The organism is Bacteroidia bacterium (assembly GCA_023228875.1).
Taxonomy (GTDB): Bacteria; Bacteroidota; Bacteroidia; order NS11-12g; family UBA955; genus JALOAG01.
On sequence record JALOAG010000001.1, the window covers coordinates 635,265 to 654,295 of the forward strand.

At 36.4% G+C, this 19,031-nt stretch carries 15 protein-coding genes; 9 read left to right on the forward strand and 6 right to left on the reverse strand.

Annotated features, from left to right (window positions below; all coding sequences use genetic code 11):
- Positions 1-82 precede the first annotated feature (82 nt).
- The 5 genes from M0R38_02960 to M0R38_02980 all read left to right on the forward strand — a co-directional run bounded on the left by M0R38_02960 (position 83) and on the right by M0R38_02980 (position 5,619).
- Positions 83-871 carry a hypothetical protein gene (locus tag M0R38_02960; protein ID MCK9480705.1) on the forward strand — a complete coding sequence of 263 codons (789 nt, stop codon included), beginning with the start codon at positions 83-85 and terminating at the stop codon, positions 869-871.
- Positions 872-948: 77 nt separating this feature from the next.
- Positions 949-2,283: a sugar transferase gene (locus M0R38_02965; protein MCK9480706.1), complete on the forward strand. Its 1,335-nt coding sequence runs from the start codon at positions 949-951 to the stop codon at positions 2,281-2,283.
- A 72-nt stretch (positions 2,284-2,355) separates the two neighbouring features.
- Entirely contained in the window at positions 2,356-3,438 is a 1,083-nt protein-coding gene (gene serC / locus M0R38_02970) for a 3-phosphoserine/phosphohydroxythreonine transaminase (GenBank protein ID MCK9480707.1), read from the forward strand.
- Positions 3,439-3,456: 18 nt separating this feature from the next.
- Positions 3,457-4,407, forward strand: a complete 951-nt coding sequence (locus M0R38_02975) for a D-2-hydroxyacid dehydrogenase (protein ID MCK9480708.1) — start codon at positions 3,457-3,459, stop codon at positions 4,405-4,407.
- A 6-nt stretch (positions 4,408-4,413) separates the two neighbouring features.
- Positions 4,414-5,619 (forward strand): DUF1015 domain-containing protein, encoded by a 1,206-nt coding sequence (locus tag M0R38_02980; protein ID MCK9480709.1) that lies wholly within the window; start codon positions 4,414-4,416, stop codon positions 5,617-5,619.
- A gap of 67 nt (positions 5,620-5,686) precedes the next feature.
- On the opposite strand, the gene hppD is transcribed toward M0R38_02980, so the two are convergent.
- A complete protein-coding gene (gene hppD, locus M0R38_02985) occupies positions 5,687-6,790 on the reverse strand; it encodes a 4-hydroxyphenylpyruvate dioxygenase (GenBank protein ID MCK9480710.1) in 1,104 nt (367 codons plus the stop codon).
- Between the two features lie 134 nt (positions 6,791-6,924).
- Here hppD and M0R38_02990 point away from each other — a divergent pair, with 134 nt between their 5' ends.
- The 4 genes from M0R38_02990 to M0R38_03005 are packed head-to-tail and all read left to right on the forward strand — an operon-like array spanning position 6,925 to position 13,591.
- A complete protein-coding gene (locus M0R38_02990; GenBank protein ID MCK9480711.1) occupies positions 6,925-7,668 on the forward strand; it encodes a TetR/AcrR family transcriptional regulator in 744 nt (247 codons plus the stop codon).
- A complete protein-coding gene (locus M0R38_02995; protein ID MCK9480712.1) occupies positions 7,658-8,980 on the forward strand; it encodes a TolC family protein in 1,323 nt (440 codons plus the stop codon). Before M0R38_02990 ends, M0R38_02995 begins: the two co-directional genes overlap by 11 nt.
- 24 nt (positions 8,981-9,004) lie before the next feature.
- Entirely contained in the window at positions 9,005-10,138 is a 1,134-nt protein-coding gene (locus M0R38_03000) for an efflux RND transporter periplasmic adaptor subunit (GenBank protein ID MCK9480713.1), read from the forward strand.
- Between the two features lie 21 nt (positions 10,139-10,159).
- Positions 10,160-13,591, forward strand: a complete 3,432-nt coding sequence (locus M0R38_03005) for an efflux RND transporter permease subunit (GenBank protein ID MCK9480714.1) — start codon at positions 10,160-10,162, stop codon at positions 13,589-13,591.
- Positions 13,592-14,307: 716 nt separating this feature from the next.
- Here M0R38_03005 and M0R38_03010 read toward each other — a convergent pair.
- From M0R38_03010 to M0R38_03030, 5 genes are all read right to left on the reverse strand, one after another.
- Positions 14,308-14,985: an IS1 family transposase gene (locus M0R38_03010; GenBank protein ID MCK9480715.1), complete on the reverse strand. Its 678-nt coding sequence runs from the start codon at positions 14,983-14,985 to the stop codon at positions 14,308-14,310.
- A 143-nt stretch (positions 14,986-15,128) separates the two neighbouring features.
- The gene (locus M0R38_03015; protein ID MCK9480716.1) at positions 15,129-15,620 is read right to left on the reverse strand and encodes a hypothetical protein; all 492 of its coding nucleotides are present in this window, start codon (positions 15,618-15,620) and stop codon (positions 15,129-15,131) included.
- 5 nt (positions 15,621-15,625) lie between these two features.
- The gene (locus M0R38_03020; protein ID MCK9480717.1) at positions 15,626-17,455 is read right to left on the reverse strand and encodes a hypothetical protein; all 1,830 of its coding nucleotides are present in this window, start codon (positions 17,453-17,455) and stop codon (positions 15,626-15,628) included.
- A 181-nt stretch (positions 17,456-17,636) separates the two neighbouring features.
- Positions 17,637-18,083 carry a hypothetical protein gene (locus M0R38_03025; protein ID MCK9480718.1) on the reverse strand — a complete coding sequence of 149 codons (447 nt, stop codon included), beginning with the start codon at positions 18,081-18,083 and terminating at the stop codon, positions 17,637-17,639.
- The coding region (locus tag M0R38_03030; GenBank protein MCK9480719.1) for a hypothetical protein at positions 18,076-19,031 on the reverse strand (956 nt) is incomplete at its 5' end. The genes M0R38_03025 and M0R38_03030, both read right to left, overlap by 8 nt.

The following is a 19,031-nucleotide window of genomic DNA, read 5'->3' on the forward strand; positions in this document are numbered from 1 at the left end:
ATCTTTCTTTTTGTCTTGTTGCTGTCTTTTATCTGCGTGTAAAAAAAGAGAGGCTGAAGTTCCATCTTATTTACATATAGACATGTTTACTTTTACGACAAACGTACAAGCACAGGGTAATCCTTCTGCAAATATTACGGATGGACATGTTTATGTCAATAGTAAATATCTGGGTGCATTTGAATTACCCATTACTATACCTGTATTGGCTCAGGGTGTATGTAATGTAACCGTCATACCCGGTATTAGAGAAAATGGTTCTGCTGTTAACCGTAAATCTGTGAAGATTCTGAAAGGATTTGAAGTTCAAGTGAACTTGCAGTCCAATGAAATCGATACAATTCAGCCTACGACTACCTATAGGGATAATGTTGTTTTTGCATGGATAGAAGATTTTGAGATTGGTACTTTTTCAACCGAATCTTCAACCAAAAACACTACAGCGGACTCGGTGATTATTATTGACAGTAGTAATGTGAATGCATTTAAAAGTCCTTTTTCAAAATATTCAGCTATGGTTAGTATTCAAGCGAGAGATACTCAAATTTTCTTTGAACAGCATAGTAAAGAAAAATTTATTGTGCCAAACAAAAGTGCTGACGTGTATTTAGAGTTAGATTATAAGACCAATATTGAGCTTCAGATTGGGTTTTATGCAGACAAACCGACCATGTATGAACAGATTCCGTTCATTTATTTGTCGCCAACCACAGAATGGAAGAAGATATATTTGAATTTGTCTATCGAAACATCGGTATTAGATGCCAATACCCCCATTCAAATTTTTTATGGATTTTTAAAAGCACAAGGTAATAAAACCCTTGCTCCCGAAGTTTATCTTGATAATATTAAACTGAGTTATTTAAATTGAATAAGTCCTTACGAATATGCTTGTATGTGTTGTTTGATTGGCTATCCGCGTCAATTGCATGGGTCATGGTGTTTCTTGTGAGAAAAGAATTTATTGAATCTCAAAGACACGGCTATCATATCCCTTTTGAATTTGATGCTAAGCTTGTGCTTGGCTTGGTTCTTATCCCGATTTTTTGGCTTATATTATATTGGTTCTTTGGGTTTTATAGGCATATTTTCAGACGTTCTCGACTGAAAGAATTAGGTCAAACGTTTTTTACAACAATTCTTGGTACCATAGTAATATTCTTTGCATTGATGTTAGATGATACGGTTGTAAATTATAAGAGTTACTATATCAGCTATTCGGTACTGTTTGCTTCACAATTTTTATTGACTTATTTCTTCCGCTTTTTATTATCAAGCTATACCAACAAACAACTTAATAGTGGAAGATGGGGTTTTAATACGTTGTTGGTTGGTGGAGGCGAAAAAGCACTCATGCTCTATAAACAGTTGTCGGAGTCTAGAAAGTCAGAAGGATATAAATTTGTGGGAATATGCACCAACGGGGTTATAATAGATGAAGTGAAGCAACTTGGATTGCAATCGTTGGGGTCGTATGAAAATATTCATCAAATTGTTCAAGAACATAATATTGAGGAAGTAATTCTTGCTTTTGAAAGTTCTGAAATTTCAAAAATCAACAAAGTGATTTCTGCTATTGATCAAGAAAATGTTTTTTTAAAAATACCTCCGGATGATTATCACATTTTGTCCGGTATGGTGAAGATGAATAATATACTGGGAACTGTATTAATTGAGTTGGATTTTGCAGTGATGAAGCCGTGGGAGAAAAACTTAAAAAGGATTTTTGATATTCTGTTTTCTTCAATTGCTTTGTTAATAGCATCTCCATTTTTATTCATGATTGCCTTGATTGTTAAATTAGGGTCAAAAGGTCCCATCTTTTTTATGCAAGAACGCTTGGGGTATCAAGGGAAGTCGTTTAAGATTATTAAATTTAGAACAATGGTGGCAGATGCAGAGAAAAATGGACCCCAGCTAAGCAGTGATCATGACCCGAGAATTACGAAGTTTGGAAGGTTTTTGCGAAAGACCCGGATAGATGAATTCCCTCAATTTATCAATGTGATTTTAGGTGAAATGTCGATTGTGGGACCTCGTCCGGAACGTGATTTTTATGCCCGACAAATCAAGCAATACGCACCACACTATGACCGCCTTTATCTTGTAAAACCCGGAATTACTTCTTGGGGGCAAGTTAAATTTGGATATGCTGAAAACGTTGAGCAAATGGTTCAACGCTCCTATTATGATTTGTTGTATATTGAGAACTATTCTTTTGCCTTAGACCTTAAGATTCTAATCTATACTGTTCTTATCATGGTTCAAGGAAGGGGTAAGTAGATAATTTATTGATTTCATACATTCGGCAGTGGAAATTGTAAGATATAGTTATAATTTCGCAACCCGACATCTATGATAAACACAACACAAAACAACGCTCAAAAGGTTCATAATTTCTATGCAGGACCTTCAATTCTATTTCCTCAAACTGTTGAGGAATCTATCAATGCTATTCAGAATTTTGCCGGTACGGGGCTGTCGATACTTGAAATATCTCACAGAAGTAAAGAGTTTGTTGAGGTAATGGAAAAGGCAAGGCAAATTGTAAAGGATTTGCTGAATGTGCCTGAAGGATATCATATACTCTATCTTGGAGGAGGAGCCAGCACCCAGTTTATGATGACTGCATACAATCTGCTTGAGAAAAAAGCTGCTTATTTAGAAACAGGAAAATGGGCTGCAAATGCAATTAAAGAAGCAAAGGTGTTTGGTGAAGTGGTGTTGGCTGCAAGTTCAGCTGACAAAAATTATAACTATATTCCTAAGGAAATCAATATTCCTACTGATGCTGACTATTTCCACTATACGTCCAATAACACCATTTACGGCACTCAAATCAGACATGAATTAAGTAGTCCGGTTCCAATGATTTGTGATATGTCTTCCGACATCATGAGTCATAGAGTAGATGTGTCAAAATTTGCACTCATTTATGCAGGTGCTCAAAAGAATATGGGACCTGCAGGGGCTACGGTAGTGATTGTAAGAGAAGATGTATTGGGGAAAGTGAGCAGGAAAATCCCTACGATAATGAATTATGCTACTCATATTAAAAAAGACAGTATGTTCAATACACCTCCTGTTTTCCCTGTTTTTGCAATCTTAAAAAACCTTGAATATGTTAAACAAGTAGGAGGAGTGGATGAAATGCAAAGAAGAGCAAAAGAGAGAGCAGATTTATTGTATGCCGAAATTGATAGAAATCCTTTATTCAGGGCTTTTGTACCCGCTCATGAAGACCGTTCACAAATGAATGTGTCTTTCTTTATGCAAGATGAATCGTTGAATGAGAAGTTTTTGAACGCTTGCAAAGAAGCAAAGATTATGGGTATAAAAGGTTATAGAGACTTAGGTGGATTCAGAGCTTCCTTATATAATGCTTTGCCTTTGGAAAGTGTGAAAGCATTGGTAAACGTGATGCAAACTTTTAACTAAAATAGAGAGAAGAATAGGATGAGAATATTAGCAAATGATGGAATAGATACAGCTGGAAAGGAATTGCTCGAACAAGCCGGTTTCACAGTTGATACAAATAAGATTGCTCAAGATGAATTAGTTTCTAAGATTTCAGGCTATGATGTAATCATTGTCAGAAGTGCTACCACTGTAACACGTGAAATTATTGAAGCAAGTAATTTGAAAGTAATTGGCAGAGCCGGTGTTGGTACAGATAATATTGATAAAGTAGCAGCTAAAGAAAAAGGCATTGAGGTTGTCAATACTCCCGCAGCTTCATCATTGTCTGTGGCAGAACTTGTTTTTGCTCATTTATTTGGTTTGGTTAGGTTTCTCCAAAAATCAAATAGAAGGATGCCGGTTGAAGGAATGTCTAAATTTAATCAACTTAAAAAAGAATATGCAGCCGGTACAGAACTTAGAGGGAAGGTGATGGGAATCATTGGTTTTGGCAGAATCGGACAAGAAACCGCTAAAGTTGCTTTAGGGGTGGGAATGAAGGTGTTGGCTTTTGACCCTTTTGTAAAAAATATTAACTTGAAGTTTGCTTTTCACCCTGATATGAATTTGCCTCAGTTGGATGTTCCAATCGAGACTGTAAGTATGGAAGAAGTTTTAAAAAATGCAGATTTTATCTCCTTACATGTTCCCAAACTTGACAAGCCTGCAATTGGCGAGCACGAAATTGCTTTGATGAAACAAGGTGCCGGTATTGTTAATTGTGCAAGAGGTGGGGTAGTGGATGAAAAAGCATTGGTTCAAGCGCTGAACAGTGGTAAAATTGCCTTTGCCGGTGTAGATGTTTTTGAACATGAACCTCCAATTGATGATGTCTTACTCAAAAATGAAAATGTTTCTTTAACTCCTCATTGTGGAGCTTCAACAGCTGAAGCACAAGAACGTATTGGAATTGAGTTAGCAGAAAAAATAATCAACTACTTAAAATAACTCATTTTGCCTAAGATAGCACCCTTTAGAGCCACTCTACCTGCGGAAGGACTTGAAAGTCAAGTTGTGATTGACTCAAATGTTAGCCTTAGCAAGGATGAACTTTTTCTTAAACTGGAAGAAAATCCGTTTTCTTACTATCATATTTTTAAACCCCAAACACACTTTGGAGATGAAAGCACGCTCGAGCAGGCTTATGCTTTTGGTCGGAATTATTTTAAACAACTGAAAGAACAGGGAGTATTAGTCAAAGAAAAAGATCCTGCGCTTTATGTATATCAAATTATCACTACCGAACATAACTCTTTCTTAGGTCTGATTTCTACCGTAGATATCAATGACTACGAACATGGTGCGATTAAGAAGCATGAAAATACGCTCACTGAAAAACAACATAAACTTTTTAAGCATATAGAAATTACCGGCTTTATAGGAGAGCCGGTTCTGTTGGCATATCCTTCAAGTGGAGCTATCAATAAAATTTTACATTCTTATATTGAAACCCGACCGGATAAAGCATTTGAATATAATGAGAATCGCCATAAGCTGTGGAAAATTCAAGAGCTTAGTCAAATTGAAACATTGATTCAGGAGTTTGCAAAAGTGGAGGCATTTTATATTGCAGACGGACACCACAGAACTGCATCTGTATATCAGTTTGTCAAAGAGAAAGGATTACCTCCTTTTAATATGTTGACCTACCTTGTTTCTGATGAACAGCTAAAAATTTATCCTTTTTACCGTTTGTTTACAGGGCAATCAATGATAGACTTTCAAGATGTTCTTGAAAAATTGAAGGTGAATTTTGATATTTCAGAATCTGCAGAAAAGGACAAACTTGCAGCTGATGAGTTTCTAATGATTATGCATGATAAGACTCTCAAACTAAAGTTGAAATCGGAATTTGACTTGGACGCAATGCGTATTTCTGAGAGGTTGAATGTTTCATTATTAGAGGAATTAATTCTAAAACCTATTTTTCATGTACAAGACAGCAGAGATGACAAGCGATTGACTTTCCTTTCAGGTAAAGTAAGTTTGAAAGAAGTGGAAGCAAAGGTGCAGCGGGGAGATGTAACTGTGGCATTTGCAATGGCTCCCATTTCTGCGGAAGATATTTTTGAGGTGTCTGACAAAAATTTGACAATGCCGCCCAAGTCCACATATATTGAACCTAAATTGCTTTCAGGAAGTGTAATTTTAGAGTTCTAATACTAAAAAAAGTATTTATAAAAAAACCTGCTTAGTTTTAAGCAGGTTTTTTTGTGTTTATCAATCATTACAGATTGCCTCTTCTTTCTTGTTCTCTTTCAATAGACTCAAATAGGGCTTTGAAATTTCCCTTGCCAAACGATTTGGCACCTTTACGTTGAATTATTTCATAAAACAATGTTGGTCTATCTTCAACAGGTTTGGTAAAGATTTGAAGCAAATACCCCTCGTCATCTCTATCTACTAAGATTCCTAATTGTCTCAATGGTTCAATGTCTTCGTCAATTTTGCCTACACGTGCAATAAGTTCATCGTAGTAGCTACCGGGAACGGTTAGAAATTCTACACCTCTATTTTTTAAATCAGTTACGGTTTTAACAATGTCGTGTGTTGCTAAAGCTACGTGTTGTACGCCCTCTCCATGATAAAAATCTAAATACTCCTCAACTTGGGATTTCTTTTTTCCTTCGGCAGGTTCGTTGATTGGAAACTTTACATAACCGTTTCCATTGCTCATTACTTTGCTCATCAAAGCAGAATATTCAGTTGAAATATCTTTGTCATCAAATGATAAAATATTTTTGAAACCCATTACTTCTTCATAAAATTTCACCCAAACATTCATTTGATTCCATCCCACATTGCCCACACAATGGTCAACATAAAGTAATCCGGTTGGGGTAGGATTATAGTCTGACTCCCATTTTACAAATCCGGGCATGAAAGGTCCGTTGTAATTTTTGCGTTCAACAAAAATGTGTACAGTTTCGCCATAAGTGTGTATGCCGGAACGTACTACTTCTCCGAACTCGTCTTTTGAAGATTCAGGTGCCATATATGATTTAGCTCCTCTTTTTGTGGTTTCTTCCCAAGATTTACGTGCATCATCAACCCATAACGCAAGCACTTTCACTCCATCGCCATGTTGTTTAATATGTTCAGAAATAGGGTGCTCCGGATGAAGTGGAGTGGTTAATACAAAGCGAATTTTATCCTGTTTTAATACATAACTCACCCTGTCTTTTACTCCTGTTTCAGGTCCGCAATAAGCAACTCCCTGAAACCCAAATGCTGTCTTATAGTAATGAGCAGCTTGTTTAGCATTGCCTACATAAAACTCAACGTAATCTGTGCCGTTGATTGGTAAAAAATCCTTATTTTGTTCTGTCATAACGCTTTAAAATTGTCTTGTGCAAATGTAGTATTTTGATATTGCTTTCAAAGTAACAAGCAGAAAAGTATTCGTTCGGATTGGCTAAATGAATGTTGGAATATTTAAATATCTGATTTATAATTTTCCAATACATGATGATTTGTAGCTCGATGATTGATTGTAAAATTCATTTAGTCGAAATATTTTCTATTTTGGAAACTATTTGCGTTGTCAAAGTTTCTTGGAGTGATATTGAGTTATATTTGCGCCCCGAAAAAATGGCGATGGAAGACACCAAAGAAAATATACTTATCCAAGCAGAAAAAATGTTTAATCGCTCCGGTATTAAAGAGGTAAGCATGGATAGTGTAGCATCTGAACTCTCTGTTTCTAAAAAGACTCTTTATCAGTATTTTGAAAGTAAATCGGATTTAATCAACCAAGTATTAAAACGAAGGGCAATCAGGGTGCGAGAATATATTTTGAAAATTCAAAATGAGAATCAGAACGCTATTGAAGAGATTATGACACATTTTTTTAAAATGGTCAACCGTCTTCGCGATACCAAACCTACTCTGCTGTATGATTTGAAAAAATATTATTTTGACTTATACCAATCTTTTAATGAGTCAATAGAGAAGTTTATAGAAGAGGAGTTTGTGCGCAACATGAAAAAGGGGATTGATGAAGGACTTTATAGGGCTGAGTTGAATATCAGACTGGTATGTAAACTTCATTTTAATTCAATTGAATTTATGTCAAACCCTATTGCTATTCAAGCCGAAAACAAAGCTGAAAAACGTTTTTCGGAATTATTGATGTATCACATGAGAGCTGTATGTACATCAAAAGGAATCAAAGAATTAGAAAACTTACTTAACAAAAATGAGAAATAAACTATCTGCAACCCTAATTTGCCTAAGTTTAGCGTTGCAGGCAAAAGCCGCTGACACACTCAAACTCACGCTCAGCGGGGCAATTCAGTATGCGTTGGAACATAACGAACAAATACAAGCGAGCCAACTGGATATTACCAAAGCCAATTATAGAATCAAAGAGATTACAGCTTCTGGATTTCCCCAACTCAATGGCAGTGCAGATTTTAGAGATAATGTAAAATTGCCCGTATTTGTATTCCCTGACCCAATGACCGGAGAACAAAAACCGATTAAAGTGGGAACAAGGTATCAAGTAACCGGAGGATTACAGCTCAATCAACTCATTTTTGACGGAAGCTATTTTGTAGGGTTAAAAGCTGCAAAAGAATATAAAGCCTTGGCTATACGAACACATCAGAAAAATGAACAAGATTTGAAAGTAAATGTGGCTAAAGCATATTTTCTGGCTTTAATCAGCAAGGAGAATCTGACTTTACTTGACGAAAATCTCAAAACACTGTCACAAACCTTAACTGAAACTGAGGCAATGTACAAAGAAGGGTTTGTGGAAAGTCTTGAAGTAGAACGTCTGAAGCTCACTGTTTCTAATCTGCAAGTACAAAAAATTAAGTTGCAAAACGCTGCTGAAATTACACTCAATTTACTCAAAACATATTTAGGCTTAGAATTAGATATGCCTCTTGTTTTGGAAGAGAATTTAGAAGCTCTATATGCCAAATATTTACAAGAAGGAAAGGTGCTTGGAGTAGGTAATGTGAATAACCGCCTTGAATTAAAAATACTTGAAACCCAAAAGTCATTATACAAGCTCGATGTTAGCAAACACAAAGTACAATATTATCCTTCTATTAGAGGGTTCGCAAACTATCAAGAGCAGTTTTATGGCAGCAAACTCACCTTTGATCCTTGGTTAAATACGTTTTTGTATGGGGTTACCATTCAAGTTCCTATTTTCTCCAGCGGAATGAAGATACACCAAACACGTCAGGCAAAAATTACCTTACAACAAGCTGAATTGAACTACAACTATACCGCAAACATGCTCAAAATGGAACGAGTGAAGGCAGAAAAGGAATACAATATTTCTTTGTCAATGTTGGAAATTCAAAAAGCCAATTTTGAATTAGCTAAAAAAATCAATGAAACCACCCTTAAAAAATACCAAGAAGGCGTGGGGTCTAACTTAGAGGTGGTTACAGCAAACCAAGATTTAAAAAATGCCCAAACCAATTATTTAGAAGCCATTTACGAAGTGCTTACAAATCGTCTTAACTTAATAATCGCAAACGGAGACAATGTCTCATTTTAAAACACAAATTCAACTTAATAACCCATGAAAAAATATAACATTATTGCCCTTACTCTGATTGTTCTTGCATCTTGTACCTCTAAGAATGATATTGAATCCAAAAAGAAATTGTTGGAGAAGTACAAACTCGAAGCCGTAAAGCTCAACGAGAAAATTCAACAACTTGAAATTGAATTAGGAGACGATTCAAAACAAGAGGAATTTCTGATTTCTGTTGAAGTTGACACCTTACAGACGGGTGACTATGCAAGTCAATCTGAATTTCAAGCAACCGTTGAGTCAGAACAAAATGTGTTGCTGAGTGCTGAAAATGGAGGTGCCGTTGTTGATGTACTGGTAAAAGAAGGTCAAAAAGTTTCCGCAGGGCAGTTATTAGTAAGATTAGATGCAACCATTATAGAAGCTCAAATTGCAGAAATTAAAAATGCACTTGATTTGGCAGAGAATGTTTATGGAAAATACAAGCGCCTAAGGGAACAAAATATCGGAACAGAAATGCAATATTTGGAAGCTAAGAATCGCTATGAATCTTTGCATAGGCAATTGAATTCAGCCAATGTACGATTGTCTAAATTTTATATTAAAGCGCCTTTTAGCGGAAAGATTGATGCAGTTATGACAACAGTGGGAGCGCTCACTACACCGGGACAACCTTTACTTAGATTGGTAAATGAGGGTGAAATGAAAGTAGTGGTGCAAGTTCCGGAATCTTATGTAGGGGTGTTTGCCAAAGGCGAAAAAGTGAATGTTACATATCCAAGTTTGGGCAAGACTGTTTCCGAAACAATAGATGCAGTGGGTGAAGTAATTAATGCCGGAAACAGAACTTTTCAGGTTTTTATTAGACCTAAGAGCAAAGAGGTAGTATTGAAACCTAATTTGCTTGCAGTGGTTTCTGCTGATGATTTTAAAGATACCAATGTGATTACAATTCCTTCACAATTGATTAAGCGTGATGCGGCAGACAACCCTTATGTCTTTGTTGCAACTGCAACAGATAGTGCTCTATTGGTGCATAAAAGAAGCATTACAATTAAACGCTACGGTGCCGATGTGTCAATTGTGGAATCAGGGTTGAATAGCGGAGATTTGTTGATTGTGAAAGGCTATAATAGTGTTGGAGAAGGCGATAAAGTGAAATTGGCAACCGAGGATTAATATATTTAGCAACTTTTTGTAATGAGTAAAAAGAAAATAAAACTAAAGGAGTTCTTTCCTTCAAACCTTGCGCTAAAAAACAGTACAAGCGTATATTTAATGGTGATTTTGCTGGCTATTGTGGGTACAGTGAGTTATATCACAATGCCTAAAGAAAGTTTCCCTGAACTCAAACAACCCACCATTTATATTAATACTCCTTATTTTGGTAATTCACCCGCAGATATCGAAAACTTAGTTACACGACCCATTGAGAAACAACTCAAATCACTCAAAGGTGTAAATAAATTAAAGTCCTATTCCAAGCAAGATTTTTCTATCATCATTGTTGAATTTGATTTAGATATAGCTGCTGACAAAGCATTGCAAGATACCAAAGATGCAGTGGACAAAGCCAAGTCTGACTTGCCCAATGACTTAGATGCTGAACCCAATATTTTTGAGTTAGATTTTTCTGAATTTCCAATCATGAATGTCAATATCTATGGCAATTTGCCCGATAATGAAATGAAGGAAAATGCAGAATATCTGCAAGATGAAATTGAAGGATTGCCTGAAATATCCGAAGCTCCAATCAGTGGTTTGCTTGACAACGAGGTGAAAGTGAGCGTAGATATGTTTAAAATGGAAGCATTGTTGGTGAGTTTTCATGATATTGAGAATGCAATTAAAAATGAAAATATTTCAATGTCGGGTGGTGAGGTGAAGACAATTACCGGACAAGGAGCAGGCAGAAGATCTTTGAGAGTAGAAGGAGAGTTTAAAAATTGGAGAGAGATAGGAAATATTATTGTTAAACATGAAAACCAAGAAATCGTATATTTAAAAGATATTGCTGATATAAGTTTTGGAGCTGTTGAGCCTACAAGTTTTGCGCGGTTAAATGGTCAGAAAGTGCTGACTTTGGACATTAAAAAACGAAGTGGTCAGAATTTGATTGCAGCTGCCGATAAAATCAAAGACTTGGTAGCCAAAGCAAAAGAAAAGAAATTTCCCGATGGATTGGAAGTAACAATTACCAATGACCAGAGTTTGCATACAAAGAACATTGTTGCAAACTTAGAAAATAGCATTATCATGGCGGTGTTACTGGTTGTGTTTGTGTTGATGCTTTTCCTTGGATTACGTAGTGCTATGTTTGTCGGTATTGCAATCCCGCTCTCTATGTTTTTAGGTATTGCAATTTTGAATGCCTTTGGTTATACACTGAATATGATTATCTTGTTTTCACTCATTCTTGCTTTAGGAATGTTGGTGGACAATAGTATTGTGGTGGTTGAAAACATCTATCGTTGGAGAACAGATTTAACCAAAAGCAATCGTAAAGCCTCTAAGTTTGGGGTGGGTGAAGTTGCAATTCCAATCATTGGAAGTACAGTAACTACCTTAGCTGCTTTTATTCCACTGTTGTTTTGGAAAGATATCATTGGAGAGTTCATGAAGTTATTACCCATAACTTTGATTATTGTGTTATCTGCTTCAGTTTTTGTAGCATTGGTTGTGAATCCGGTGATTACACAACGATTTATGAAAATTGAAAATGACAAAGCAAGCGCGCCAAAGAAGTTCTGGCTACGAACTATTGCTTTAATTGTCATTGGCATTTTGTTGAAAGTCGCTGCGACATCAATGGGTTATCAAGGTCTTTCTGTTTGGGGTGGGGTGTTCTTGTTTGCCGCCATGTTTAGTTTGTTTTATCGATTTGTCTTATTGCGCGTTATTGACTATTTCAAAGAAAAATTGATGGTAAAGGTTGAGAACGGATATTCTCACATTATTGATATTGCACTAAGTAAAAGAAACCCCGTTTGGATTTTTCTTGGAATCATTGTCTTGATGATTGTCAGTTATACCATTTTTGGACTGTCAAAACCCAGAGTCTTATTTTTCCCAGAAAACGAACCAAGGACAGTCAGTCTGTTTATTGACGCACCTTTAGGCACAGATATAGAGACAACCAATAAAATTACCCTTGAACTTGAGCAGAAAGTTCGCAAAGCGTTGGAAGGGAATATGAATATAGTAGAGGCAATTTTAGCTCAGGTAGGTGAAAAAACAGCAGACCCTTCTGATGGACCCCAAGCAGGTAGCTCGCCCAATAAAGCTCGTATTACGGTTTCTTTTATTGAAGCAGATAAACGTGTGTTTATTTCTAAGGTTTCTACTAAGTTTTTGATGGAGAAAATCAGAGAATCAGTGTCAAGCTATACTGCTGCAAGCGTTACTGTTGCCAAAGACAGACAAGGTCCTCCGGTAGGTAAACCAATTAATCTTGAAATAAAGGGGGAAGATTATAGCAAGTTGATTGTGTTAGTTGAAAAAGTAAAGAAAGTAATGGAAGATGCCGATGTGCCCGGTGTAGATAAACTAAAAACTGATTTAGAGTTAGATAAACCGGAATTGCTTATCCGTGTTAATCGCGATGCTGCAAGCAGATTTGGTATCTCAACCGGACAAATTGCAATGGCACTTCGTACTGCGTTATTGGGCAAAGAAGCATCTAAGTACAAAGAGGGAGAAGATGATTATCCCATTGAAGTAAGACTTAAAGATGAGTACCGATATAATTTAAGCAGTTTGCTTAATCTCAAAATTACTTTTAGAAATTTCAAAGGACAAATGGTACAAGTGCCTGTATCAACCGTTTGTTCTATTGAATATACAAGCTCCTACGGGACAATCAAACGCTTAGGAATGGAACGTGTTGTAACTATTTTTTCAGAAGTAAAAGATGGTTATAGTCCCACAGATATTGTAAATAAATACAAACAAATCTTAAAAACTATCCCGATGGAGACAGGTTTCTCATACAAGTTTACCGGTGAAATGGATAAACAAAATGAGTCTGCAAGCTTTATGATGCAAGCGATGATGTTTGCCGTATTCCTAATCTTCCTCATCATTGTTACTCAATTTAACTCGATTATTTACCCGTTGGTTATCATGGTAACTGTTGTGTTTAGTACAATAGGGGTGTTCTTAGGCTTCGGATTAGCGGGTATGGACTTTGTTATTCTAATGTGTGGTATCGGTATAATTTCACTTGCAGGTGTGGTTGTAAACAATGGTATTTTATTGATTGATTACACCAATCTGTTAAAGTCAAACAGGAAAGCGGAGTTGGGATTAAAGAAAGATGAACCTTTGCCGGTTTCTGAAGTGCCATCGATATTAGCACGTGCAGGTAAAACTCGTTTACGCCCGGTATTGTTGACCGCAATTACAACCATACTGGGTATTGTGCCTATGGCAATAGGAATGAACATAGATTTTGTTTCACTCCTTAACAATTTTGATCCTCAGTTCTTTATTGGAGGTGATAGTGCAAACTTCTGGGGACCCATGGCTTGGACTGTTATATTTGGATTAACATTTGCCACCTTCTTAACCTTGATTGCTGTACCGGTTATGGTATTGCTAGTGGACAAGATTGTAGCCAGACTTAAAAAATAGTAATTCTCTTGTCCTAAAATAGGTTTACACAAAAATGTGTAAAAATGGAAAAAGAAAGTAAAGTCATTGCTGGACTAAGCATATAAAAACAAATAACAGGATTTAATCTTTAACCTGTAATAATTTTTAGGAAGAGGCACTTAATGCCTGACGGATACAAACGGAATGAGTCCGCGAAGATTATTAATAGGTCTGTTATTACTGATTTCATGTAAATACCAGCGAGTTACAATCAGATAAAACAAAACAGGTCGTCAATTTTGACGACCTGTCCTGTTAGTAGCCCGCATGAATAAAGTGTCGAACCTTTTAAAGCATTTATTTTCTTACATTCACAATCAGTATCTACTCCTTTCAGTTAATAAGCACAAGTAGTCAGATTACCCTTATTCCCAAAACGCAGGGGAATAAGAGCTAAAAACCTTTTACTGCAAAGTCTTTCGGGTCTTTATCTTTTCTTTTTTTCTTCTCTTAAAAAGTTTGTAAAGGTATATATAAAGTGAACTATTGAATTGCAGATTGTAACGTACTGAAAACTATCCATTTACGCATCACACTCTAAACGAAAAAAGTGTGCTGAATAAAACTATCTGCTCACAGAAGATTTGGGCTATATATGCTCTCCCTGCAACCAATTCATTTTGTTCAAATCCATATAAAACAATGCAAAGCATTTCATTTTACTTCATTCTATATAAATCTATTCACAGGAGCATTCAACTCCAAAAATAGATTTTCAGCACGGCAAGCAGCATTGCCGCACTTCTTGAAAAACAGATAGTTCTGCGATTTAGCCTTTTCAGATGCGTTCTTAGCGTGAGATTGTTTCTTTCTATGCTGTTAGTGCCGAATTGCCTTACCCGATGAACGGCTTTTGCAATAAGGTATCGGTAGTTTTTAAGCCCATCGGTAAAAATGCTTTGGGCTTGGGCTAAATGCAATGTGTCCAAAACTATGTTGAGGGTTCTGTTGCTTCTTGACCCGACTGCAAAGCTTACTATCCGTCTGGTTGCTTTTTCTAAGGCATACACAATCCATATCTGTTGGCTTTTGGATTTGAGAAAGGTACGGATTTCATCTACTTCATAGCTTTTGTTTTTGGGAACAGGTGGCTGCCTGATGCTTTGAGATATGGCGACAATACGCCTTAGTAAGGTAGTGGGTGATATGTGCAGCACTCTTGCCGTGCTGCGGATGCCCATGCCTTCTTTGGTAAGGGTAATGATTTGGGAGTTGATATTTGGGATGTAGGCGTTGTAAGTGTAGCTTTCTACACGGGTTTTGCCACAGGACTTGCAAATATATCGTTGTTTACCCGCTTGGCTTTTTCCGTTTTTTACCATTGATTTTTCGCTATCACCACATTTGATACACGAGGTAGTATTTTTCACCATTTTTAAATGATTTAAGGTGGGTAAAAATAAAAGAACAACCCACAGGATTGTTCTTTTATCTCTTGTTAAGATTCAAATAGTGCTTGTTTTCAATTGTTTACGATTGCCGAAATATCAAATCAACATGTCTGAAACATTACCGGTTATTGGGCAAAACCTGAATGAAAGATATACTTACAGTAATATGTAGTATCTCCATTACTCCTCTTATCAAGGATTTTTAAGGAAAGGCTATCATTAATTACCTCTCCTTCTCCGTGCCTATATGTCCCATAGTTAGATTTTAACTCATATGTAATATGATTTCCATCTAAGTGATAATAACCGTAGACATCATTAAAAGGCCAATAACTTTCTTTTATTATTTCAGGTGTTCCTTTGGTAATCTTATAATTGACCTTTCCGTCATTATAAAATCTTAAATAGGAATAATAAGATTCCCCGCTTTTTTTATCTATATAATTATAATAATAAAATCCATCTGTCTTTAACGCTGCGTTTACTTGCAATTTAAAATCCTTAGAATAGTATTTGTATGACGCAGGTTTAGGATGAGTGCCTATCATTAGCCAAGAACAGCCATTTAAAAGCATTGCTAATGCTATAAATGACAATATTTTAATATTAATCGTCATTGATGCTATTGCTTTTTAAATAGTGGACTAGTATAATTTAATTTAAAACCAGGTTTAAACCCTGATGTTCCTGTGTTTTTAAATATTGGGTACAAATTTCCATCTTTGTGAGCAACATGATTTTGCCAAAAGCCCTGTGTCCAATTACCTCTACTTGTCAATCCCCCACCTAAAACACCAGAGTTTGTTTGCATTTGAAAATTTAACGAAGACTCTTGAAAATAATTAACATTACTATTAGATGTAACATACGATTTACCATCAAGAGAGGTTTCTCTATTGTGCACATCTCCTCCAATAAAATTAGGTTGTGGCGTTACAATTTGAAAACTATATCCTGCTTGCCAGGTATTAGCTCCAAAGTTAGTGTAGGTTGCATGACCATTTGCCCCGTCATAACCATCTCTTCCATCTCCCCACATATCATTTAAGTGAGAAACTAGTAAGCTACCAGACTTCCAATCTCCCCTTAAATAAGGTCCGCCTATTCTTTGATTGATATTCTCCCCACTTACATTACTTCCAAATTGAAATGTTTGATTCCATCCAATTGTTCCACTGGACGAGGTAGAACCAACACCACTACCTGCAAACTGATGTCCACCATTAACAAAACCTCTATAGGCAGGAGTCATATTAGGGCCAACACTTACTCCAAAAAAAGCTTGAGCACTTCCATCTACACCAACTCCACCATTACCCCATTTCCTAGAATAAAGATTTAGTTCCCCTCTAGCTCCTCCTTCCATTGATATACTATTAAAACCAACTTGGGTTTGTTTCCAAGTAACTGAAGCAAAAATTCCTACACTCGTGGTTGCTTTAAAAGAAAAATCCGATTTAAATCCAAAAGAAAATATTGGATCACCAGGGCCTTCGCCTTCAACATCAACTAACCGAACGGGATTATTCGCTGCATAACAAAAAGGGCTATTCGCTGGAAATTCCTTCCAACGAGGATCGATACTTAAAAACTTACCAGTTCGAGGATCATAAATTCTCGATCCAAAATCAACGCTATTACCAATGCCTTTGATTTCATTATCCATACGTTTTCCATTAAACCCATATTCATAATCTCCAGCATTGTAGTTTCTTCCCGGCATAATCGCCCCGAAGGCGTAATAGTCACTGATGCTTATTATCTCCGCTTCAAAATACCCCACCGTTCCACTCACCAAAGTGTCTTCCACAGGAATCGGTCTGTCTGTTACCACAACCAACACATTACCAAGGTGATTACTCAACTCAAATCCTTTCTGACCTATGTAGTGTTGCTTATATTCCATATCAACCTCCGCTTCAAATATAATAGTTTCTTCCTCATCTGTTTCCACCAAAGTGAATTTTGTTTTGTGTACCCCCAATCGGCTGCTGCCGTAGAGATGAAACTCCTCCACCGCAAAAATCTCCACCTTTGCCGTATATAGCCCCGCGAGGTATTCCATCAAATCGTCCAATGCCTGCTGGTCAAAATAACCCACAATATCTGCTTTGTTGTTCAGCAAATTCAATTCAATTGGTGCATTAAGCACACAAAAACCCGTGGGGTGCGCGCGCAAAGCCTTGCGCATAAACATCTGGGCATTGTGTCCATAATAGAATTCCAGCATTTCTGCCCTTGTCATTTCGCCTGTTGCGTCAATCATGCTCCACAAAGTAGTAGAGCCGAAATAATTGTAGGTAAGTGTTGAAAAATAAGGCAACAGGTACATGGCTGTTGCCTGAGATTTTAATCCGCTGTAAGCAGCATAAATATTCTCCAGCATCCAGGGAGAGAAACCGACATAGCCAACCACCACCACATTGGATACACGAGGTAGTTTTTTCACCATTTTTAAATGATTTAAGGTGGGTAAAAATAAAAGAACAACCCACAGGGTTGTTCTTTTATCTCTTGTTACGATTCAAATAGTGCTTGTTTTCAATTGTTTACGATTTCCAAAATGCCAAATCAACATGTCTGAAACATTACCAAACATTACCGGAACAGGAAAACGGACGGAAAAGGGCTTTTTAATCTATCGTGTGGTATAATACTTGGGTTTCTGATAGTATTAATTCTATTACTCTTGTTTTGTGGCTCTTATCATATGGTATAGAAAGCAAAAGTTTTTCATCAGGATAAACGATAGTCTTCCTATTTGCTGTTTCCCCTTCAATTCTAATACTATCAGTAAGGGGGTGTCCTGTCTGTATAAACTTATCTGATTTTATTAGTTTAATTTGTAGTGTATCACTTATAAACGAATAGTAAAAAGGGGTGTACACCCCTTTTTTAAATGAAGCAGGTATATTCTCAATCTCAAAAGGAATAACACTTTTATTGATTAAAGTGAAATTTATTTTTCGCTTTTTCTTTTGCACAGTTATTATTTCAATTTCATTTTGTGCGTTTGTTGCGTAAGTACCACTTAAAGAGCAAACCAAAAACATTAATATTTTTAGACTTAATTTATTCATGGTCTTCTCCTGTTCTTTCTTTTGAGCCTTTATTTTTTAATGATTTATTATGAAATTTAACATGGTCTTTTTTAGTGTCTCCTGCTGGTTCATTTACCGAACCTGTTCTAACATAATCTAAACCGTGGTCTAATGCTTCATGTATAAAAATGCAACTTTCACATGGTGTAGTTTCACCGCCTCCATCTGCTTTAAATGTTCCGTTTTTACTCAGCTTTTGATTAATCAAAATAAATGCCCGATTATCTCCGTCAATATACAGAGTTATTCCTTCTTGATTTAATTCGGGAATTACGACTCCTTTACCCCCTTCAAACATGGGTTTATATTCTGTTCTTGTTTCTCCTGTTACTGGGTCAGTAGTTTGTACTGGAACCATAGGATTTCTTGAAAAATTAATATTATTATCAGAATATATAATTGCTTCAATAACTCTATCACTTTTTATAACCTCTGTCAGCCCCTTTGCGATATCTGATTGCTCTTGTACAAAACCACCTTGAGCAGCTTTAAAAGCTTTTTTGTCAAGTTTTAACTCTCCTCTTTTGTTAAACTTGAAAATATCTGCTCCAAACTGGTCTTTTAAATAACCCATCACAACAGCTTGTTGCGCCTTGTCTGCAACAATTATTTTTCTTCCGTCAAGGTCAACATAATAAATAGGATTGTTAGCAACAAAAGCATAAGGACTAAGGTCTGGGTATTCATGAGCTAATGGGTCTGGTCGCCATCTTCTTCCTATTCTTGGGTCATATCCAAAATCCCCGAAAGACAAGTGATTACCACTTCCTTTAATTTCATCATCCTTCTCCCAAGATTGAAACCCATACAAGTAAACTATCTGTGCCTTTTTTTCGCTTTCTGTAAAGGTCAGTTCTTTTTTAAACCGCTTTATTTTCGGTTCAGATACGGGGCTATATGTGTATGCAGGGCAACCCAAAGTTTTTT